Here is an 18665-nt window from a genome sequence, read left to right on the forward strand (position 1 = left end):
ACAACCCCAGGCCTTTCATCTGGACCAAGACCGCCGCTGAGATCCTCGAGTCACTCGCCAACTTCTGCCGACGAATTTCTGACGCAGGACACTAGTGCCGGCCCTACGGAAGGCGGCGCCCGACCGGATGGTGCGCCTTGCCGGGGGCGGCCGGGTCTGTGAGGATCCGGAAGTTGATCTCGGGGCCGTCGAGGGGGAACCACGTGCGCAGGCTGCTCACCGTCTTGTCCACCGCCGTGCTGGCGGCCGTGGGGCTCACGCCGGCCGTGAGTGCGGCCGGCGACGGGGACATCGCGGCCGCGCTGGCCACGATCCCGGGCCTCACGGTGGTGAAGGAGGACCCGGCGCCGGCGGGGTACCGGTTCTTCGAGCTCACGTTCATGCAGCCGGCCGACCACCGCCGCCCCGACGGGCCGAAGTTCGAGCAGCGGTACACACTGCTGCACCGCGACTTCGCCGCGCCGACGGTCGTGTTCACCAGCGGGTACAACGTGTCCCTGTCGCCGAACCGCTCCGAGCCGACGCGGATCGTGGACGGCAACCAGCTTTCGATGGAGTACCGCTACTTCACGCCTTCGCGGCCGCAGCCGGCGAACTGGTCGCGCGACCTCACGATCTGGCAGGCCGCGGCCGACGAGCACGATGCCGTGCAGGCGTTCAAGAAGATCTACCCGGGCAAGTGGCTCGCGACCGGCGGCAGCAAGGGCGGCATGACCGCCACGTACTTCCGCCGGTTCTTCCCGGACGACGTGAACGGCACGATCCCCTACGTCGCGCCCAACGACGTGATCGACCCGCTCGACAAGTACAACCACTTCCTCGCGACCGTCGGCGACCCCGCGTGCCGTGCGTCGCTCAAGGCGATCCAGCGCGACGCGCTGAAGCGGCGTGACGAGCTGGGTGTGTTGGCTGCGGACGAAGCTGCTCGCAAGGGCTACACGTTCACCACGGTGGGCTCGATCGACGAGTCGATGGAGATCTCGGTGATCGACTCGTACTTCGCGTTCTGGCAGTACCAGCCGGCGTCCGCGTGCGGGTCGATCCCGAAGCCGGGCGCACCGGCGGCCGACGTGTGGGCGTGGTTCGAGCAGGTGGAGAGCCTCAACACGTACTCCGACCAGGAGCTCGAGCCGTTCGTGCCGTACTACTACCAGGCCGCGGTGCAGCTGGGCTCGCCCGAGGCGTACGACAGCTACCTGCGCGACCTGCTGCGCTACCCGGGCACCGACGCGCCTTCGACGTTCGTGCCCGCGTCGGTGAAGCTGCCGCGCTTCGACCACCTGGCGATGCCGGACGTCGACTTCTGGGTGAAGGCGCACGGACGGCAGCTGCTGTTCGTGTACGGCTCCAACGACCCGTGGAGCGCCGAGCCCTTCGAGCTCGGGTACGGCTCGCGCGATTCCTACCGCTACTTCGTGCCGGGTGGCAACCACGATTCCACCATCGCGCAGCTACCGGCCGCGCAGGCCGCGGAGGCGACCGCGACGATCCGCCGCTGGGCCGGCCTGCCGGCCGCTTCTTCGCGGTCGCTGGCTTCGGTCGCGGCTCCGGCGGGGTTCCCGGACTTCGACGCGAACCAGGTCATGGCGGACCGCCCGCGCCTGTGAGTCCTTTGTGGATCTTGACGGTTCCGCTCTTCGCGTGACGGCGGGCGGGGGCGCGAGGGCGTAGTGTCGGGCGCGCCCTGTCGGCCCGGTCTGAGGAGGCAGCCATGCCCCGGCCCGTCCACTTCGAAATCCACGCCGGCGACCCGCAGCGCGCGGTCGCCTTCTACACCGCCGTGTTCGGCTGGAAGATCGAACAGTGGGGCGAGGTCCCGTACTGGATCGTCTCCACCGGCGACGGCGAAGGCATCGACGGCGGCCTCCTCCCCCGTCGCGGCACCGCCCCCGCCGAGGACGCCCCGGTCTCCGGCTTCGTCAACACGATCGAGGTCGCCGACGTCGACGCCACCATCGACGCCGTCGCCAAGGCGGGCGGCACCATGGCGCTGGCGAAGGACCCCGTCCCGGGCGTCGGCTGGCTCGCCTACTGCAAGGACACCGAGGGCAACATCTTCGGCGTGCTCCAGCCGGACGAGAACGCTCCCGCTCCCTCCCGCCCCTGACTGCCCGGCCTCTGACCGGCCCCGTCGTGACCGCGCAGACGTGAGCTCGCGGTCCTGATTCGCTCAGGGCCGGCGCGCCTCGGGCAGCTTCGCCCGCACAGCCGCATAGGAAGCGTCGAGCAGCTCCTTCAGCTCCTCGCCGGGCACCGCGGCTTCCCGGTGCGCGCCCAGATCCACGCGGTTCCAGCCGTAGCGACCGAGGTAGTCCAGCACGCTCACCGACTCCGGGTAGCGTTCCCGCAGCTCGGCCGCCTCCTCACGCGTGTCACCGCACTTGAGCCCGACTGAGCCCGGCCGCTCCAGCCCGATGAACGCGAAGGCCTTGCCCGCGACCTTCACCACGAGCACGTGCTCCCCGAAAAGGTAAGTCTCCACGGCCCCGGGCTTGCCCAGGCAGTGCTCGATCACCTCGTCGAGCCGCACCGCCGCTCACCTCCGTCCCGCCGCCGCGAGACCCGGCCTGAGCCGCCCCGCTGGCCGGGCTCCGCCGGACCGCGAAACTTCCCACGGCCCGCCGCATCCGGGGCCGCGGGCCGCGGGAGGGGCGTCAGCGGATGCCGGCCGCGTCCATGCCGCGCAGTTCCTTCTTCAAGTCCGACACCTCGTCGCGCAGGCGGGCGGCGAGCTCGAACTGGAGGTCGCGGGCGGCCTGCATCATCTGGTCGGTCATCTGCTGGATGAGGTCGGCCAGCTCGGCGCGCGGCATGCCCGACACGTCCTTGTCCACGAGCATGCCGGAGCTGCGCACGCGGTCGCCCTGCTCGGGTTTCTTGCCGCGCGAGGTGTTGCGGCCCGAGCCGCCGACGGCGACCGCCTGGTCGGAGTCGTCGGCTTCGCTGTAGACGCGGTCGAGGATGTCGGCGATCTTCTTGCGCAGCGGCTGTGGGTCGACGCCGCGTTCCTCGTTGTAGGCGACCTGTTTGGCGCGGCGGCGGTCGGTCTCGTCGATGGCGCGCTGCATCGAGTCGGTGATTTTGTCCGCGTACATGTGGACCTCACCGGACACGTTTCGCGCCGCGCGGCCGATCGTCTGGATCAGCGAAGTGCCGCTGCGCAGGAAGCCTTCCTTGTCCGCGTCGAGGATCGCCACCAGCGACACCTCCGGTAGGTCGAGGCCCTCGCGCAGCAGGTTGATGCCGACCAGCACGTCGAAGTCGCCCGCGCGCAGCTGGCGCAGCAGCTCGACGCGGCGCAGCGTGTCGACCTCCGAGTGCAGGTAGCGCACCCGGATGCCGAGCTCCAGCAGGTAGTCGGTGAGGTCCTCGGCCATCTTCTTGGTGAGCGTGGTGACCAGCACCCGCTCGTCCTTCTCGGCGCGCTCGCGGATCTCGTGCACCAAGTCGTCGATCTGGCCCTCCGTGGGCTTCACGACCACCTTCGGGTCGACCAGACCGGTCGGCCGGATGACCTGCTCGACGAACTCGCCGCCCGTCTGCCCCATCTCGTACGGCCCCGGCGTGGCCGACAGGTACACCGTCTGCCCGATGCGGTCGGAGAACTCCTCCCACGTCAGCGGCCGGTTGTCGACCGCGCTCGGCAGCCTGAACCCGTAGTCGACGAGGTTGCGCTTGCGCGACATGTCGCCCTCGAACATGCCGCCGATCTGCGGCACGGTCTGGTGCGACTCGTCGATCACGAGCAGGAAGTCGTCCGGGAAGTAGTCGATCAGCGTTGCGGGCGCGGACCCGGCCTCGCGGCCGTCGATGTGGCGCGAGTAGTTCTCGATGCCTGAGCAGAACCCGACCTGGCGCATCATCTCGATGTCGTAGGCCGTGCGCATGCGCAGCCGCTGCGCCTCCAGCAGCTTGCCCTGCTTCTCCAGCTCCGCGAGGCGCTGCTCTAGCTCCTCCTCGATACTCTTGATCGCCTTCTCCATACGCTCCGGCCCCGCGACGTAGTGCGTGGCCGGGAAGATCCGCACCTCGTCGACCTCGCGCACGATGTCGCCGGTGAGCGGGTGCAGGTAGTAGAGCTTCTCGATCTCGTCGCCGAAGAACTCGACCCGGATCGCCAGCTCCTCGTACGCCGGGATGATCTCCACCGTGTCGCCTCGCGCGCGGAAGGTGCCGCGCGCGAACGCGATGTCGTTGCGCGTGTACTGCACGTCGACCAGCGCGCGCAGCAGCACGTCGCGGTCCACCTGCGCGCCGACCGCGAGCTTGGTCGAGCGGTCGAGGTAGGACTGCGGGGTGCCGAGGCCGTAGATGCAGGACACGCTGGCCACCACGATCACGTCGCGGCGCGAGAGCAGGTTCATCGTGGCCGAGTGGCGCAGCCGCTCGACGTCGTCGTTGATCGACGAGTCCTTCTCGATGTAGGTGTCCGTCTGCGCGATGTACGCCTCGGGCTGGTAGTAGTCGTAGTAGCTGACGAAGTACTCGACCGCGTTGTTCGGGAAGAGCTCCCGCAGCTCGTTGGCCAGCTGCGCGGCCAGGGTCTTGTTCGGCGCCATGACCAGCGTGGGGCGCTGCACGCGCTCGATCAGCCACGCGGTGGTGGCCGACTTGCCCGTGCCCGTGGCGCCCAGCAGCACGACGTCCTTCTCGCCCGCCTTGATCCGGCGTTCGAGCTCGTCGATGGCCGCCGGCTGGTCGCCGGCGGGCGTGTACTCGCTGATCACTTCGAACCGGCCGCCGGAACGGGGGACGTCGGAAACCGGCCGGAAGTCGGACTGCGCGAGGACGGGGTGTTCGGTTGCGAAAGCCACGTCCACCAGAGTAGGCCGACTCCCCGACAGTTTTCAGCCGAGGCGCCACCACAAGCCCGCTGACCTGCGCCGGGATCGGGCCAGCAGCCGTCACAGCAGGCGCCGAGCAGCGCACACGGGTCGCAAGCGCAGTGGTTCTGCCGCACCTTCCCGCTCCACGGCCCCGGAAACGGGTCACGGCAGCAGAACTGGCAGCTGCAGCACATGTAGGTCGCGATCGCGCAGCCCTCGAAGAACCCCCGCGGCCGGGGCGGCACGGCGAACCTCGGCACCCAGCAGCCACCGCCGTCCCCGTCCTCGGGCCCCTCCCGAGCTTGCGCTTCTTCTTCGGGGGCTTCGGCGGAGGCGGGGCGGCCCCCACCCGGGCTGACCGCTCGGCCAGGAGCCGCCCGGGGAGGGCGGCAAGCCAGGCGGAACCGGTCCCGGCCCGAGTCATCCGGGAGGCGGCTCCTGCCGGTGCCCGAACCCCCGGTTCACGGCCTGGCGCAACTCGTGCACCAGCAGCGCGTGGACCAGCAGCGCGTGGACCAGCGCCGGCTGGGCGAACGACGCCGCCCGCATCGCGAGCTCGACCCCGAGCACCGCGTCCACGGCACCGCCGCGCATCGGCGAGCCCGGTTCCGGTGACGATCAGCGGGTTCCAGCTCCCCGCCGCGTCGTCCGCGGGCTGGTCCTCCACCGCGTCGAGCAGGTGCGCGACCCGCCCGAACAGCCGCCCGGCCTCGGCGAGCGGCGCCACGTTGCCGGGCCGCCCCGCCAGCACGGCCGTCTGCGCGAACGCCGCCGACGCGGCCGCCTCGGCCGGCTCGGTCACCAGCAGCAGCGAGTCGCCCGCGGTCACCTCGTGCTCCAGCGTGCCCTGCCGCGCCACAGCGTCCACCAGCACCGTCGGGTCGAAGCCAATGCGCGCGCCCTGCGCGGCCCACCGGGCCGCGACCCTCTTCGCCGGTGTTCGCGGCGCCGCCCGGCCGAACGCCCCATCGCCGTCGGCCACGTGGTCACCGACCTTGGCCGACGCGAGCACCAGCGACACCGCCGCGGCGAGCTGTGCCCTTCGCCTCGCGCGGCGGACGCCGAACGCGTCCCGCGCAACGCGCACGGCCCCGCGTTGCGGCGCCGGCCCGCGGCCTGTGCCTCCACGAGAGCGGAGATCACCAGCGAGTCGTAGTTCGTCACCACTCGCGCGAGGTGCCCGTGCCCGTCGCGCAACGCGAGGCAGAGCCGGCACAGGTGCGCGAGCCAGTCGGCGTGCAAGCGTGCGGACAGGCGGTGCCGGCAAGGCCGGATGATTCCGAACACGATCCCTCCCCAGGTCCGGGTCAACTTAAGCGGCGAACCGGACTTCCGGTGCGGAAGTGGCCGAGCCGTATCAACCCCGGCAACCGGGTGGATTTCGCGGACACCCGGCCGCGCGAACCGCTCCGGGCGCCCCGCGCCCGGCAGGATGGGCGGATGACCGACGTGCACCCGCCGAAGGTGGAGAGCTTCGACCCGGCCGCCGGCGTCAACGTGGACCCCAAGGGCATCGAACGGCAGGTGGAGGAGTTCCGGACCGAGCCGTTCGGGCTGTACCTCGCCCGCCCGGCGCCGGGGCGTGAGCAGTTCCGCTACCTGGAATCCTGGCTGCTGCCGGGCCTCGGCCTGCGCATCACCGACTTCTGGTTCAATCCCGGCCACGAACGCGACCAGACCTTCTACCTCGACGTGGTGCGCGTGCGCCGCGAAGGCACCCGGTGGTTCTCCACGGACCTCTACCTCGACCTCGTGCTCAAGGACAAGGTCGCCGTGCGGGTGATCGACTCCGATGAGCTGCTCGCCGCCGTCTCCGCGGGCCTGCTGCCTCAGGCCGAAGGCGAGTACGCGCTCGAAACCGCCTACGCCACCGTGGAAGGGCTGGCCGCGCACGGCTACGACCTCGCCGCTTGGCTGTCCACAAAGGACATCACCGCGACCTGGCGCCGGTACCCCTAGGGTTCCGGGCGTCCACCGATCGGCGGATGCCCGCCGCCTGGCGGTGGATGCCGGTTCTGGCCATTCCGGCGATCCGCCGCGCCACGTCCCCGCGGGACTCTTCTTCACGACGGAAGAAGAGCTCGAGAGGGGACGGCGGACATGCCGGTGATCGAGGTCCAGCACCTCCACAAGACCTACGGGGACAAAGTAGCGGTGGACGACGTGTCGTTCACCGTCGAGCGGGGCGAGACCTTCGGGCTCCTCGGCCCGAACGGGTCGGGCAAGACGACCACGGTCGAATGTCTGGAAGGCCTGCGCACGCCCGACGGCGGCACGTTGTCGGTGCTCGGGCTCGACCCGCGGCGCGACCGGCACGAGCTGCGCCAGCGCCTCGGCGTGCAGCTGCAGGCGAGCCGGCTGCCCGACCGGCTGCGCGTGGACGAGGCGCTGGAGCTGTACCCGTCCTTCTACCGCAAGCCGGCGCACACCGAGCGGCTGCTCGATCTGCTCGGGCTCACGCACCAGCGCGACACCGCCTACAAGAAGCTCTCGGGCGGGCAGCAGCAGCGCCTGTCGATCGCGCTCGCGCTCGTCGGCAGTCCCGAGATCGCGGTGCTCGACGAGCTCACCACGGGCCTGGACCCGCAGGCCCGGCGCGACACCTGGAACCTGGTCGAGGCGGTGCGCGACGAGGGCGTGACGGTCGTGCTCGTCACCCACTTCATGGCGGAGGCCGAGCGCCTCTGCGACCGGATCGCCGTGATCGACACGGGCCGCGTCGTCGCCATCGACACACCCGCCGGGCTCGTCCGCCAGGTCGGTGACGAGCAGCGCATCCGGTTCCGCCCGTCGGCGCCGGTCGACCTGGCCCAGCTCGCGGCGCTGCCCGACGTGCTCGAGGTCGAGCGCCACGGCTCGCAGCTCGTGGTCACGGGGCGCGCCACCGCGCTGCAGACCGTCACGTCGTTCCTGGCCCGCCACCAGGTGCTCGCGGGCGACCTGCGCGTGGACCAGGCGAACCTCGACGACGCCTTCGTCGCGCTGACCGGCCGGAAACTGGACTGAGGGACTCGAGGACATGCTCACGAAGATGACCGCCGTCGAGGCGAAGCTGTTCCTGCGCGACCCGGCGGCACCCGTCACCGTGGTCGGCATCCCGCTCGCGCTGCTGCTCGTGTTCGGCCTGATGCCGGGTTCGAGCAAGCCCAGCGCCGCGTTCGGCGGCCACGCGCCGCTGCCGACGCTGATCGCGCCGATGGCCGTGGCGATCCTCATCGCGATGCTCGCGGTGATGATGTTCCCGGCCGCTGTGGCCACCTACCGCGAGAAGGGCATGCTCAAGCGCCTTTCGGCCAGCCCGGTGCCGCCCGGGCGGCTGCTCGCCGCGCAATTGCTCGTGAACCTCGCCGCCGCCGCGGTCGCGATCCTGCTCGTCCTGGGGGTGGGCAGGATCGCGCTCGGCATGGCGTTGCCGGAGAACCTCGGCGGGTTCCTGCTCGTGATGGTGCTCGGCGCCCTGGCGCTGTTCTCCGTCGGGACGCTCATCGCGGCGCTCGCCCCGACCAACCGCGCGGCCAGCGGCATCGGCGCCGCGGCGTTCTTCCCGATGCTCGCGCTCGGCGGGGTCTGGGTGCCGAAGGAGCAGCTGCCTCCGGTGCTGCAGCACGTGGCCGACGTCCTGCCCCTCGGCGCGACCATCAACGGCCTGCGCGAGGCGGCTGCCGGGAACTCGCCCGAGCTGCTGCAGCTCGGTTCGCTCGTCGCCATCGCCGTGGTCTGCTCGGCGATCGCGGCCCGTACCTTTCGGTGGGAGTGACCGTGTCCGTGACGACGGTGCCGGCCGCGCAGCGCGTGGCCGCCCCGTTCGCCCGCGTCCCGGTGTTCGTGCTCGCCGGCCTGCTCGGCATGGCCTTGCTGCTCACCGCCGGCCGCTTCGGCTACCTGGGCGACGAGCTCTACTTCCTCGCCGCCGGCAAGCACCTGGCCTGGGGTTACGTGGACCAGCCGCCGATGCTGCCGTTGCCGGCGCGCGCCATGGACACGATCGCGCCCGGCTCGGTCTTCGTGCTGCGGCTCCCGGCGATGCTCGTGATGGTCGCGGCGGTGGTGTTCGCTGCCCTGTTCGCCCGCGAGCTCGGCGGCCGCGCGAAGGCCCAGGCCCTGCCCGCGGCCACGTGCGGTGAGCACGCACTTCATCGCGTCGGGCCACTACCTGGCCACCTCGACGCTGGACCCGTCCCTGTGGACCGTGCTGATCTGGTGGTCAGCTGTGCGTGTTCACTAGGTGCGGCCCGATCTGCTGTCACGGCTGCCGGCGCCCCGTGGCGAGCCACAGCGGCGTGTCGTCGGCGACGCTCGGCAGGGCCGTGCCGGTGCCGACCTTCCCGATCCGGCGCAGGTCGGTGAAGTGGCCGAGCAGCGGGCGGGGGTCCGCGCCGATGCGCGTGTGCCCGGCGCCACACACCAGCCGGTGGCGCCGGGCCCGGGGCCGTAGGGTGCCGCGCAACGGGCCCGACCGGCGACTGTGCCCGAACGACGACTGTGCCCGAACGACGACAGGAGCACGATGGAAGCCGTGACCACGGCAGGCGCACCCACCAGGCCGGGCACGGCCGTCGCCGGGTTCGCCCGGCGGCCGGTGGCGCTGCTCGCGGCCGGGACCGCGGCGGTCCTGCTGGCCACGGCCGGCCGGTACGGCTACTTCGGCGACGAGCTGTACTTCCTCGCCGCCGGCAAGCACCTGTCCTTCGGGTACGCCGACCAGCCCCCGGTGCTTCCGCTGCTCGCCGCGCTGATGGACGCGATCGCGCCGGGCTCGCTTGTCGTCTTCCGGCTGCCCGCGATCCTCGCCACGGCGGCCGGGGTCGTGGTGACGGCGCTGATCGCGCGGGAGCTCGGCGGTGGCCGCAAGGCCCAGACACGAGCTGCCGCCGCGTACGCGATCTGCGGACAGTTCGTGGGCAGCGGCCATTACCTCGCGACCTCCACCGTGGATCCGCTGCTGTGGACGCTGGTGCTGTGGCTGCTCGTCCGCTGGCTGCGGACCCGCGACGACAACCTCCTGCTGTGGCTGGGCCTGGTCACCGCCGTCGCGCTGAACGTCAAGTTCCTCCTCGGCGCGTTCTGGGCGATCACCGCCGTGACGGCGCTCGTCTTCGGCCCGCGCGAACTGCCGCGCCGGCCCAAGCTCTGGGCCGGCGCGGGGATCGCCGCGCTCGCGTGCGTGCCGACGCTGTTGTGGCAGTCGCTCAACGGTTGGCCGCAGCTGGGCATGGGCGACGCGGTCTCGCGCGAAGTCACCGAAGGCGGCGGCCGCACCGAGTTCCTGCCGGGCCTGCTCGCCGGCGCCGGGCTCGTGATCGGAGCCCTCGGCGTCTGCTACGGCCTCGCAGTGCTGCTCGCCGCGCGAAGCCTGCGGCCGTACCGGTTCCTCGGCTGGACGACGATCGGCGTGGTCGCGGTGTTCCTCGTCGCCAACGGCCGCTTCTACTACGCCGCCGGCATGTTCCCCATCCTCTGGGCCGCGGCGGCCGTGCACCTGCAGGACCGCCGGCCCGCCCTGTGGTGGCGCTGGGTGCCGACGTGGCCGGTGTTCGTGCTGTCGGCGCTCTACAGCCTCCCGTACGCGCTGCCGGTGTGGCCGGCGCAGTGGCTCGTGGAGCACCCCGACGCGCCACATCCCGCCTACGCGACCGAAGAAGTCGGCTGGCCGGACCTGGCGACCTCCGTCGCGGACGTCTACCGGCTGCTGCCATCCGGGCAGCGCTCGCACACCACCCTGGTGACCGCGGGCTACTGGCAGGCGGGCGCGCTCGACCGTTACGGGCCGGAAGCCGGTCTGCCGGAGGCATACAGCGGCAGCCGCGGCTTCTGGTACTTCGGGAGGCCGGCCGACGACGCAGACACCGTGTTGTTCGTGGGCGCCGACCCCGCCAAGCTCGCGCCGCACTTCCGCGACGCCCGAGTCGTCGGCTCGGTGCGGAACCGCCTGGGCGTGCTCAACGCGAGCGAGCACCTGCCGATCTGGCTGCTGACCGGCCGCACCGAAAGCTGGCCCGTGATCTGGCTCCAGGTGAAAGATCTGAAGGCATGAGGCCCGAAGACGCGCGGGACGTGAGGCTCGACTGGCGGGGCTCGCTCCTGGCACCCCGGTCACCGCGCGAAGGGGACCCCCCACTGCGGTGGCACTCGTGGTTCGACCGCACCGAGACGACCGCCCCGTTCGTGCTGCTGGCGATCCCCACGGTGCTGAGCCTGCTGCGGGTTGACCAGACGGGCGCCCACCGGCTCACCACGCTCGCGATCGCCGCAGGCGCCGCGGTGTGGCTCCTGTTGACCCACAAGCTGCCCGGCGCCCGGGTGCACGAGAACGCCGCCTTCGCGGCGCTGAGCTTCGCCGGCGTCGTGAGCTTCGGCTCGGCGCTCGAAGCGCGCGAGACCTACTTCCTGATCTTCATGGTCCACGGCTTCTTCGCGGCCATGCGCCTGCGGCCGTTGGTCTTGTCGCTCCTCGGGGTGGCCGTCACGTCGCTGCTCATCAACACCGTCGCCAACGGCGGCCCGATCGAGGCGCTGGCCACGGCCCCGGCGATCTGGGTGACGCTGGTGATCGTGCAGACGGCCGCGATCGGCGGCGGCGGTGCGGTGTTCGCGGCCGTCGGCAGGCAGAGCGCGGAACGCAAGCGGGCGCTCGACAAGCTCGCCGCCGCCGAGGCCGAAAACCGCGGCCTGCAACGGCAATTGCTCACGCAGGCGCGCGAAGCCGGCGTCCTCGACGAGCGCCAGCGGCTGAGCCAGGAGATCCACGACACGCTCGCGCAGGGCTTCACCGGGATCATCACGCAGCTCGAAGCCGCCGCCCAGGCCCGGGAAAATCCCGCCGAGTGGCAGCGGCACCTCGACACCGCGAAGGCGCTCGCGCGGGAGAACCTGACGGCGGCGCGGCGGTCCGTGCACGAGTTGCGGCCGGAGCCGCTGGAGTCGGCGACGCTGCCCGACGCGCTCGCCGAGGTGACCCGGCTGTGGAGCGAGCGCACCACCGTGTCCGCCACGTTCTCGACCACGGGCACGGCCGAGGCGCTGCACCCCGAGATCGAGGCGACACTGCTGCGGATCACGCAGGAAGCACTGTCCAATGTGGCCAAACATGCCCGGGCCGGCCGCGTGGGGCTCACGCTGTCGTACATGGGCGACGAGGTCACGCTCGACGTGGTCGACGACGGCGTCGGCTTCGATCCCGAAAACCCGCCCCCGAGCGAAGGCGGCTTCGGGCTGCCCGGCATGCGAAGGCGCGTGCAGCGGCTCGCGGGCACGCTGCACGTGGAGTCGGAACCCGGTGGCGGCACGGCGATCTCGGTGAACCTGCTCGCCGTACCGGCTGCCACACTGGGCGGGCTGAAGGACGGCGGGACCGACCACGAGAGGGCGTCAGCATGACCGTCAGGCTGCTCATCGCCGACGACCACCCGATCGTCCGCGACGGCCTGCGCGGCATCTTCACCGGCGAGCACGGCTTCGCAGTGCTGGGCGAGGCCGCGAACGGCGCCGAGGCCGTGGCCCTCGTGGTGTCGCTCAAGCCCGACGTGGTGCTGATGGACCTGCGCATGCCGGGCACCGACGGCGTCTCCGCCATCACGGAGCTCGCCCGCCTCGGCAACCCGGCGCGTGTGCTGGTGCTGACCACGTACGACACCGACTCCGATGTGCTGCCGGCCATCGAGGCCGGCGCCACGGGCTACCTGCTCAAGGACGCGCCGCGCGAGGAGCTGTTCCGTGCCGTACGCGCGGCCGCCCGGGGCGAGGCTGTGCTCTCCCCCGCCGTCGCGAGCCGGCTCATGGGGCAGATGCGCGCGCCGGCGAAGGAACCGCTGTCGCAGCGCGAGATCGAGGTGCTCACGCTCGTCGCGCGCGGGTCCACGAACAAGGACGCGGCGAAGAAGCTGTTCATCAGCGAGGCGACGGTGAAGACGCACCTGATCCACGCGTACGCGAAGCTCGGCGTGAAAGACCGGGCCGCCGCTGTGGCCGTGGCGTTCGAGCGCGGCCTGCTCGGCTCGTGACGTACCTCGGGCTGCCACTCACCGGCGCCCGACGTACGCATGGTCCTGCGTGGGGGGCATGACAGTCGAAGAACGCCATCCTGCGTGAGATCTCGCCGGTTTCCGGACCGGGTGATTTCGCGCGGCCGACCCCTCCGGCCCGTGCCGGAGGAGTCGGCCGCTCGAGGTGCGGGCGGAAGTCCTCACCGCCTGTCCGCGGCCTGGACTTCGGCACGGGGTTCCTGGCGGCTTCGAAGACCAGGCGGCGCGCAAGCCCGACTGCGCGGCGGGCGGCGCCGTCGCGAACGGCGTCGAGAGCCGGCTCGCCGCGAACCCGCTCGGCTGAGGCGTCACGGCCACAGCACCGCCCCCCGCGCCGCGACTCGCTCGGCGACCGCGACCACGAACTCCGCCGCCGGCAAGGGATCCAGCCGCCGGGCGTCCCGCAGCCGGAGCGCGACGAGGTCCGCCTCGGCCTCCCGGGCGCCGATCACCGCCTGGTAGGGCACGAGCCGATGGTCGCGGATCCGGGCACCGAGGCTCCCGCGATCGGGGCCGGCGAGCGCCACGCGCAGGCCGGCTTCCTGACCGCGCCGCACGAGCGCGTCCGCCTTCGGGAGCTCCGCGTCGGACACCGGCAGCACCACCACCTGCACCGGCGCGAGCCACGGCGGCAGGGCCCCGCCGTGCTCTTCGAGCAGCTGCGCCATCGCGCGTTCCAGGCTGCCGAGCAGGCTGCGGTGCACCAGCACCGGCCGGTGGACGGCGCCGTCGGGGCCGACGTATCCCAGGTCGAACCGCTCGGGCTGGTGAAAGTCCACCTGCACGGTGGAGAGGGTGGCCGAGCGCCCGGCGCTGTCGGTGACCTGGACGTCGACCTTCGGGCCGTAGAACGCCGCTTCACCCGGCGCCACGTCGTAGTCGAAGCCCTTGAGCGCCACGACGAGCAGCGCTTCGGCGCGCGCCCAGTGCTCGGCGGAGCCCACGTAGTCCCCCGAGCCGCCGGCGAGGGAGAGCCGGTAGCGCGCCGGGCGCAGCCCCAGGTCCGCGTGGACGCGGCGGATGAGCTCCAGCGCGCCGCGGGCCTCGTCGGCGACCTGCTCGAGACGGCAGAACAGGTGGGCGTCGTTGAGCTGGATCGCGCGCACGCGGCCCAGGCCGCCGAGCACCCCGGACAGCTCCGCGCGGTACATCCCGCCCAGCTCGGCGATCCGCAGCGGCAGCTCGCGGTGGCTGCGTGACCGGGAGCGGTAGATCAGCGCGTGGTGCGGGCACAGGCTGGGCCGCAGCACGAGCTGCTCGCCGCCGACGTCCAGCGGCGGGAACATGTCGTCGCGGTAGTGCGCCCAGTGCCCCGAAATCTCGTACAGCTCGCGTTTGCCGAGCACCGGCGAGTACACGTGGCGGTAGCCCGCGCGCCGCTCGACGTCGCGGACGTACTCCTCCAGCTCGTGCCGGACCACGGCACCGTCGGGCAGCAGGTAGGGCAGGCCGGCGCCGATCAGCGGGTCGGTGGCGAACAGGCCGAGCTCACGGCCGATCCTGCGGTGATCGGGCATCGGGGGTCTCCTCGTGGACGGCCGAGGCGGAAACCCCTGGGACACGACGAAGCCCCGGGGTGACCACCCCGGGGCTTGGTTCGCTCAGGTTTCAGCGCGCCGGGACGGTGTCCGGCGTCGTCGTGCTGACCGAGAGCTGCATGCCGGCGACGCTAACAGCGCCACCGCCGGCCGCGCACCCGGTTTTTCACGGCTGCCACGACGTCTGCCCGGCCCAGACCTCGGCGCGCGTGAACGCGTCGTTGATCCAGCCCTGCTTGGCGTCGGCGTAGTCCGCGACGGTGCCGTCGGCCGAGTGCTCGCGCGCGAGCTGCTCTTTCACCGCCGCGTACGCGTCACGCTCGGCCGGGTGCGCGCGGATCCAGTCGCGGAACAGCAGCGCGAGGCGCCACGCTGGGGTCTCGACGGTGCGGACGTGCAGGTTCACCGGGCGCTTCGGGTCGGCACCGACGTGAAGGCGCTTAGGCCACAGCGCGGCGGAGCCGTCCTGCGGATCGTCCCACCAGTCGCCCTCCAGCCGGGGGAAACCCGCGTCTGCCAGCGGTTCGGCGAGCGCGTCGGCGTCGGCCGGCGTGGGGACGGTGAGCTGCAGGTCCAGGACGTCCTTCGCGGGCAGCCCGGGCACGGCGGTGGACCCGATGTGGTCGGCGCGCAGCAGCCGTTCCCCCGCGATCTGCCGCAGGCGCGCGAGCCGGCGCTCCGCCTGCAGCGGCCACGTCGAATCGTAGGGCGCGATCACGGGCGACATCGGCGGGCGGGGCTTCCGCAGCCGCAGGTTGGCCTCGAACGGCACGAGCCGGTCGGCCCACAGCGCGTCGACCTCGGCGAGCACGGCGTCCTGCGCGCCGCCGTTGTCGAGCCAGACGTCGGCGACCGCGCGACGCTGCTCGTCGCTGGCCTGCGCGCGAATCCGCGCCCGCGCGTCGGCCTCCGCCATGCCGCGCGCCTCCACGAGCCGGCGCACACGGACCTCCACGGGCGCGTCGACGATCACCACGAGGTGGTACGCCGGCGCCAGGTTGCTCTCCACGAGCAGCGGGATGTCGTGGACGATCACGGCGTCGTCGGCGGCCTCGGCCATCAGCTCGGCCGTGCGCTTGCCGACGAGCGGGTGCACGATCCCGTTGAGGCGCTTGCGCGACACGTCGTCGGCGAACGCCTTCGCGGCCAGCGCCGGACGGTCGAGCGAGCCGTCGGCGGCGAGGATGTCCTCGCCGAACGCCTCCACCAAGGCCGCCAGCCCGGGCGTGCCCGGCTCCACGACTTCGCGCGCGATCCGGTCGGAATCCACGAGCACGGCGCCGTGCTCCGCGAACCGGTTCGCCACCGTCGATTTCCCCGCGCCGATCCCGCCCGTCAGACCCACTCGCAGCATGACCTCACCCTAGCCATCGCCGCCCGCCACTCGATCAGGGGACGTCAGAGCCCTGCACGTGCACTCGCACGGGTAAAGGCACACCCCAAGTCGAAAATCAAGAGCATTGTCCGGAACTGGCTGACTGATCCGGGTGACACGCCGGGCGGATACCCGGTTTTACCGGCGCGATTGCGTACCGTGCGCGGCGGAAGGGTCGCCCACACGGAGGAACGATGGCGGAAAAGCACGTCGGGAAGCACCGGCTCGGAACGCCGGGACTGGTGCACTGCGTCGGCTACCGCCCAGTGGCGGAAGCCCTCGCCGAATACCGGCGCACGTGGCTCAGCGCCCTCCTCGTACCCGCCCAGCACAGCTTCGCCGGCCTCCGCCGCCGCGCCCGCGCCGCGGCACTGGAACGCATCTGGGTTCCGGTCGTCACGACCTCTTAGCCGCTCGACAACGGTCCGGCCCCGCGATCACGGGCGCGTCCCTACCGGCCGGCGCCGGCCAACGCCGGGGTGCTCGTGGTCCGGAAGCGGGCCCGGTAGGCGCTCGGCGGCACCCCCAGTTCCCGCGTGAACACCCGGCGCAGCGTCTCCGCCGAGCCGAACCCCGTGCGGCGCGCGACCACGTCGAGCGGGTCCGTGCCCGTCTCCAGCAGCTGCCGGGCAGCCTCCAGGCGCGTGCTCTCCACGAACCGGGCGACCGAGGTGCCCATCTGGTCGCGGAACAGCCGCGTGAGGTGGCGAACGCTGACGCCCGCGTCGTCGGCGAGAAGCGACAGGCTGTGGTCGGCCGAAGGGTCGGCGGTGATGCGGTCCATGATCCCGCGCAGCAGGTCGTTGCGGGCGGGTTGGGCCGCGAGGCGGACGCTGAACTGTGACTGCCCACCGGGCCGTTGCAGGAACACCACGAGGTGCTTCGCGACGAGCCGCGCGGCCTCGGAGCCGAGATCCTCCTCCACGAGGGCGAGCGACAAGTCGATGCCGGAGGTGACGCCGGCCGAGGAGATCACCGAACCGTCGCGCACGAAGATCGCCTCGCAGTCCACCTCGACGCCCGGGTAGCGGCGCGCGAGCTGGTCGGCGAGCTCCCAGTGCGTGGCCGCTCGGCGGCCCTCCAGCAGTCCCGCGGCCGCGAGCGTGAAGGCGCCCGCGCACACCGACGCCGTGCGTCGCGCCTGCCGGGAGAGGCGGCGGACCTGGTCGAGCAGGTGCACGTCGGTCACGGTGATCTGCCAGTTCGGGCTACCCGGCACCACGAGCGTGCCACCCTCGACGTCGACGTCTTCGAGCGCCACGTCGGCACCCAGGCGCGTGCCGGTGGTGGTGCGCACGTCGGTGCCGCCCGGCGACGCGGTGAGCAGCTCGTAGTGCGCGCCGTGCTCGTTGGCCATCCCGAACACCTCGAGCGGCCCGGTCACATCCAGGAGCCGCACCGCGTCGTAGACGACCACGACGACCCGCTCGCTCCGCTCCATGGCGCGCACTCCGTTTCCTCAGACCAGCTTCGTCTGGACGTCGATCTCGTGCTCCAGCGTGCGGTGCACGGGGCACTTCTCCGCGATCTCCAGCAGGCGCGCGCGCTGCTCGTCATCGAGGTCGCCTTCGAGCTCGATCTCACGGCTGATGCGGCTGATCAGGCCGACCTCGGTCTCGCAGCGCTCGCAGTCGCGCGCGTGGATGCGGTCGTGGCGCAGCCGGACGCTCACGTTCGCCAGCGGGATGTTCTTGCGGTCCGCGTACATCCGCAGCGTGATCGCCGTGCAGGACCCGAGCGCGCCGAGCAGCAGGTCGTACGGAGTCGGGCCGCTGCCGTCGCCGCCGACCGACTCGGGCTCGTCCACGACGAGTTCGAAACCGCCCGCGGTCACGTGCTGGGTGAAGCGGCCTTCGCCTGCTTCAGTGACGACAACAGTGCCCGGTTCCGGCTCAGTCATCCGGTTTGCCTCCTGCTCGGGTTCTCGACGGTGCCGCTGCACCGCTGCAGCTCACCCAACGTCGCTTGTGGACGAAGTGATGCCCCGCCGTGGCGAGGTCCACAGGACGAAGATCCCACAGATCCGGCCGCATGGCGAAGTTCCCAAGCGAGCGTGAATATCGTATCTTCGGCAGGCGAAACGCGGACCTGTCCTGCGCGGCACGGGCGAAGGGGGTAAGGGTCGTGGCCACCCGCCATCTGTCGACGCAGCCTGCCGACCGGCACAACCGGAGCCGGTTCCTCGACGCCGCCCTCAACGTCCTCACCGACCGCGGTGTCGGCGGGCTCACCGTGCGCGGCGTGGCCGAGGCGGCCGGCACGTCCACGATCACCGTCTACACGCGCTTCGGCGGCCGCACCGGCCTGCTCGACGCACTGTACGAGCGCGCGTTCGACCTCCTGCGCGACGAGCTGCTCGACGTGCCGCCGGAGACCGACGACGGCGTCGCGGACCTGCTCGAGGTTGCGCTGGCCTACCGCCGCTTCGCGCTGGAGAGCCCGGCTCGCTACGCGATGATGTTCGAACGCTCGATCCACGGCTACGACCCGGACCCGGAGCTGCGCACAGCGGTGCTGCGGACGACGTTCGCGATGTTCGTCGGCAAGATTCGCCGCGTGAGCGATCCCGGCACGGACTCGCGCGAGTACGGCTATCTGTTGTGGACCGCCATGCACGGCCTCGTCAGTGTGGAGCTCACGGTCCACTCGCAGACGCCGCTGAGCGACTGGTTCATCGAGCCGACCGACGAAGCCAACGAGGGCATGTACCGCACCGGCGTGCTGTCGATGATCACCGGGCTCGGCCTCCACAGCTGACGCCGGCCACGCCACCGCACCGGCCGGGTTCCGCCTGACTCCGGGCGACGAGATGGTCCACTTCGAACACTCGGAGCGCCGACGAAAACACCGCGGCCCCGGTCCGAACTGGACCGGGGCCGCGGTGTCAGAGCTCAGTGGTGCTCAG

The 18665-nt window shown here is 71.8% G+C and carries 20 protein-coding genes and 1 pseudogene; 13 read left to right on the forward strand and 8 right to left on the reverse strand.

The genetic code is table 11. The features are described from left to right. Positions 1 to 203: 203 nt before the first annotated feature. Both AB0F91_RS32310 and AB0F91_RS32315 read left to right on the forward strand, forming a co-directional pair. On the forward strand, positions 204 to 1607 hold the full coding sequence (locus AB0F91_RS32310; protein WP_360603667.1) for a S28 family serine protease: 1404 nt from the start codon (positions 204 to 206) through the stop codon (positions 1605 to 1607). Positions 1608 to 1711: 104 nt separating this feature from the next. Beyond that, on the forward strand, positions 1712 to 2107 hold the full coding sequence (locus tag AB0F91_RS32315; protein ID WP_360603669.1) for a VOC family protein: 396 nt from the start codon (positions 1712 to 1714) through the stop codon (positions 2105 to 2107). Between the two features lie 63 nt (positions 2108 to 2170). Here AB0F91_RS32315 and AB0F91_RS32320 read toward each other — a convergent pair whose 3' ends face one another. The 3 genes from AB0F91_RS32320 to AB0F91_RS32330 all read right to left on the reverse strand — a co-directional run bounded on the left by AB0F91_RS32320 (position 2171) and on the right by AB0F91_RS32330 (position 5420). Beyond that, the gene (locus AB0F91_RS32320; protein WP_360603671.1) at positions 2171 to 2530 is read right to left on the reverse strand and encodes an MmcQ/YjbR family DNA-binding protein; all 360 of its coding nucleotides are present in this window, start codon (positions 2528 to 2530) and stop codon (positions 2171 to 2173) included. Positions 2531 to 2654: 124 nt separating this feature from the next. Continuing rightward, positions 2655 to 4814: an excinuclease ABC subunit UvrB gene (uvrB, locus tag AB0F91_RS32325; protein WP_360603673.1), complete on the reverse strand. Its 2160-nt coding sequence runs from the start codon at positions 4812 to 4814 to the stop codon at positions 2655 to 2657. Positions 4815 to 5246: 432 nt separating this feature from the next. Next, positions 5247 to 5420: a hypothetical protein gene (locus AB0F91_RS32330; RefSeq protein WP_360603675.1), complete on the reverse strand. Its 174-nt coding sequence runs from the start codon at positions 5418 to 5420 to the stop codon at positions 5247 to 5249. 85 nt (positions 5421 to 5505) lie between these two features. Here AB0F91_RS32330 and AB0F91_RS32335 point away from each other — a divergent pair, with 85 nt between their 5' ends. The 5 genes and pseudogenes from AB0F91_RS32335 to AB0F91_RS32355 form a co-directional block, all read left to right on the forward strand. Continuing rightward, complete coding sequence (locus AB0F91_RS32335; protein WP_360603677.1) at positions 5506 to 5982, forward strand: hypothetical protein; 477 nt, start codon at positions 5506 to 5508, stop codon at positions 5980 to 5982. 284 nt (positions 5983 to 6266) lie between these two features. After that, positions 6267 to 6785 carry a DUF402 domain-containing protein gene (locus AB0F91_RS32340; RefSeq protein ID WP_360603679.1) on the forward strand — a complete coding sequence of 173 codons (519 nt, stop codon included), beginning with the start codon at positions 6267 to 6269 and terminating at the stop codon, positions 6783 to 6785. A 141-nt stretch (positions 6786 to 6926) separates the two neighbouring features. Beyond that, complete coding sequence (locus AB0F91_RS32345; protein ID WP_360603681.1) at positions 6927 to 7832, forward strand: ABC transporter ATP-binding protein; 906 nt, start codon at positions 6927 to 6929, stop codon at positions 7830 to 7832. A 25-nt stretch (positions 7833 to 7857) separates the two neighbouring features. After that, positions 7858 to 8583, forward strand: a complete 726-nt coding sequence (locus AB0F91_RS32350; protein ID WP_360603683.1) for an ABC transporter permease — start codon at positions 7858 to 7860, stop codon at positions 8581 to 8583. Positions 8584 to 8672: 89 nt separating this feature from the next. Next, positions 8673 to 9027: pseudogene (locus tag AB0F91_RS32355) on the forward strand (glycosyl transferase, family 39); the annotation flags it as partial. Between the two features lie 42 nt (positions 9028 to 9069). Here AB0F91_RS32355 and AB0F91_RS32360 read toward each other — a convergent pair. After that, positions 9070 to 9273: a hypothetical protein gene (locus AB0F91_RS32360; protein WP_360603685.1), complete on the reverse strand. Its 204-nt coding sequence runs from the start codon at positions 9271 to 9273 to the stop codon at positions 9070 to 9072. A gap of 60 nt (positions 9274 to 9333) precedes the next feature. Between AB0F91_RS32360 and AB0F91_RS32365 the strand changes: the two genes are divergently transcribed. The 4 genes from AB0F91_RS32365 to AB0F91_RS32380 all read left to right on the forward strand — a co-directional run bounded on the left by AB0F91_RS32365 (position 9334) and on the right by AB0F91_RS32380 (position 13151). Further along, entirely contained in the window at positions 9334 to 10860 is a 1527-nt protein-coding gene (locus AB0F91_RS32365) for a glycosyltransferase family 39 protein (protein ID WP_360603687.1), read from the forward strand. Continuing rightward, the gene (locus tag AB0F91_RS32370) at positions 10857 to 12203 is read left to right on the forward strand and encodes a sensor histidine kinase (protein WP_360603689.1); all 1347 of its coding nucleotides are present in this window, start codon (positions 10857 to 10859) and stop codon (positions 12201 to 12203) included. The genes AB0F91_RS32365 and AB0F91_RS32370 overlap by 4 nt, the downstream gene beginning before the upstream one ends. Next, positions 12200 to 12826 (forward strand): response regulator transcription factor, encoded by a 627-nt coding sequence (locus tag AB0F91_RS32375; RefSeq protein WP_360603691.1) that lies wholly within the window; start codon positions 12200 to 12202, stop codon positions 12824 to 12826. Before AB0F91_RS32370 ends, AB0F91_RS32375 begins: the two co-directional genes overlap by 4 nt. A 166-nt stretch (positions 12827 to 12992) precedes the next feature. Then, positions 12993 to 13151: a hypothetical protein gene (locus AB0F91_RS32380; protein ID WP_360603693.1), complete on the forward strand. Its 159-nt coding sequence runs from the start codon at positions 12993 to 12995 to the stop codon at positions 13149 to 13151. Positions 13152 to 13155: 4 nt separating this feature from the next. Here the strand turns inward: AB0F91_RS32380 and thrS are convergent, their stop codons facing one another. Together thrS and coaE are read right to left on the reverse strand one after the other, a co-directional pair. Further along, a complete protein-coding gene (gene thrS, locus AB0F91_RS32385; protein WP_360603695.1) occupies positions 13156 to 14364 on the reverse strand; it encodes a threonine--tRNA ligase in 1209 nt (402 codons plus the stop codon). A gap of 187 nt (positions 14365 to 14551) precedes the next feature. Continuing rightward, complete coding sequence (gene coaE, locus AB0F91_RS32390) at positions 14552 to 15739, reverse strand: dephospho-CoA kinase (protein ID WP_360603697.1); 1188 nt, start codon at positions 15737 to 15739, stop codon at positions 14552 to 14554. A gap of 215 nt (positions 15740 to 15954) precedes the next feature. On the opposite strand from coaE, the gene AB0F91_RS32395 reads away from it, so the two are divergent. Further along, positions 15955 to 16170 carry a hypothetical protein gene (locus AB0F91_RS32395; protein WP_360603699.1) on the forward strand — a complete coding sequence of 72 codons (216 nt, stop codon included), beginning with the start codon at positions 15955 to 15957 and terminating at the stop codon, positions 16168 to 16170. A gap of 41 nt (positions 16171 to 16211) precedes the next feature. On the opposite strand, the gene AB0F91_RS32400 is transcribed toward AB0F91_RS32395, so the two are convergent. Together AB0F91_RS32400 and AB0F91_RS32405 are read right to left on the reverse strand one after the other, a co-directional pair. Next, positions 16212 to 17201 carry a DJ-1/PfpI family protein gene (locus AB0F91_RS32400; protein ID WP_360603701.1) on the reverse strand — a complete coding sequence of 330 codons (990 nt, stop codon included), beginning with the start codon at positions 17199 to 17201 and terminating at the stop codon, positions 16212 to 16214. Positions 17202 to 17219: 18 nt separating this feature from the next. Next, on the reverse strand, positions 17220 to 17660 hold the full coding sequence (locus tag AB0F91_RS32405) for an OsmC family protein (protein WP_360603703.1): 441 nt from the start codon (positions 17658 to 17660) through the stop codon (positions 17220 to 17222). A 224-nt stretch (positions 17661 to 17884) separates the two neighbouring features. On the opposite strand from AB0F91_RS32405, the gene AB0F91_RS32410 reads away from it, so the two are divergent. Beyond that, the gene (locus tag AB0F91_RS32410) at positions 17885 to 18517 is read left to right on the forward strand and encodes a TetR/AcrR family transcriptional regulator (protein WP_360603705.1); all 633 of its coding nucleotides are present in this window, start codon (positions 17885 to 17887) and stop codon (positions 18515 to 18517) included. The last annotated feature ends 148 nt before the right edge of the window (positions 18518 to 18665 follow it).

Source organism: Amycolatopsis sp. NPDC023774, assembly GCF_040639695.1.
Taxonomy (GTDB): Bacteria; Actinomycetota; Actinomycetes; order Mycobacteriales; family Pseudonocardiaceae; genus Amycolatopsis.

What these genes read in the sequence shown, in the direction of transcription:
- AB0F91_RS32345 (WP_360603681.1), top strand. Translation starts at nt 6,927, where the DNA reads ATGCCGGTGATCGAGGTCCAGCACCTCCACAAGACCTACGGGGACAAA.
- AB0F91_RS32365 (WP_360603687.1), top strand. Translation starts at nt 9,334, where the DNA reads ATGGAAGCCGTGACCACGGCAGGCGCACCCACCAGGCCGGGCACGGCC.
- AB0F91_RS32370 (WP_360603689.1), top strand. Translation starts at nt 10,857, where the DNA reads ATGAGGCCCGAAGACGCGCGGGACGTGAGGCTCGACTGGCGGGGCTCG.
- AB0F91_RS32400 (WP_360603701.1), bottom strand. Translation starts at nt 17,201, where the DNA reads ATGGAGCGGAGCGAGCGGGTCGTCGTGGTCGTCTACGACGCGGTGCGG.
- thrS (WP_360603695.1), bottom strand. Translation starts at nt 14,364, where the DNA reads ATGCCCGATCACCGCAGGATCGGCCGTGAGCTCGGCCTGTTCGCCACC.
- AB0F91_RS32315 (WP_360603669.1), top strand. Translation starts at nt 1,712, where the DNA reads ATGCCCCGGCCCGTCCACTTCGAAATCCACGCCGGCGACCCGCAGCGC.
- AB0F91_RS32395 (WP_360603699.1), top strand. Translation starts at nt 15,955, where the DNA reads ATGGCGGAAAAGCACGTCGGGAAGCACCGGCTCGGAACGCCGGGACTG.
- AB0F91_RS32330 (WP_360603675.1), bottom strand. Translation starts at nt 5,420, where the DNA reads ATGCGCGGCGGTGCCGTGGACGCGGTGCTCGGGGTCGAGCTCGCGATG.
- AB0F91_RS32375 (WP_360603691.1), top strand. Translation starts at nt 12,200, where the DNA reads ATGACCGTCAGGCTGCTCATCGCCGACGACCACCCGATCGTCCGCGAC.
- coaE (WP_360603697.1), bottom strand. Translation starts at nt 15,739, where the DNA reads ATGCTGCGAGTGGGTCTGACGGGCGGGATCGGCGCGGGGAAATCGACG.
- AB0F91_RS32350 (WP_360603683.1), top strand. Translation starts at nt 7,858, where the DNA reads ATGACCGCCGTCGAGGCGAAGCTGTTCCTGCGCGACCCGGCGGCACCC.
- AB0F91_RS32405 (WP_360603703.1), bottom strand. Translation starts at nt 17,660, where the DNA reads ATGACTGAGCCGGAACCGGGCACTGTTGTCGTCACTGAAGCAGGCGAA.
- AB0F91_RS32340 (WP_360603679.1), top strand. Translation starts at nt 6,267, where the DNA reads ATGACCGACGTGCACCCGCCGAAGGTGGAGAGCTTCGACCCGGCCGCC.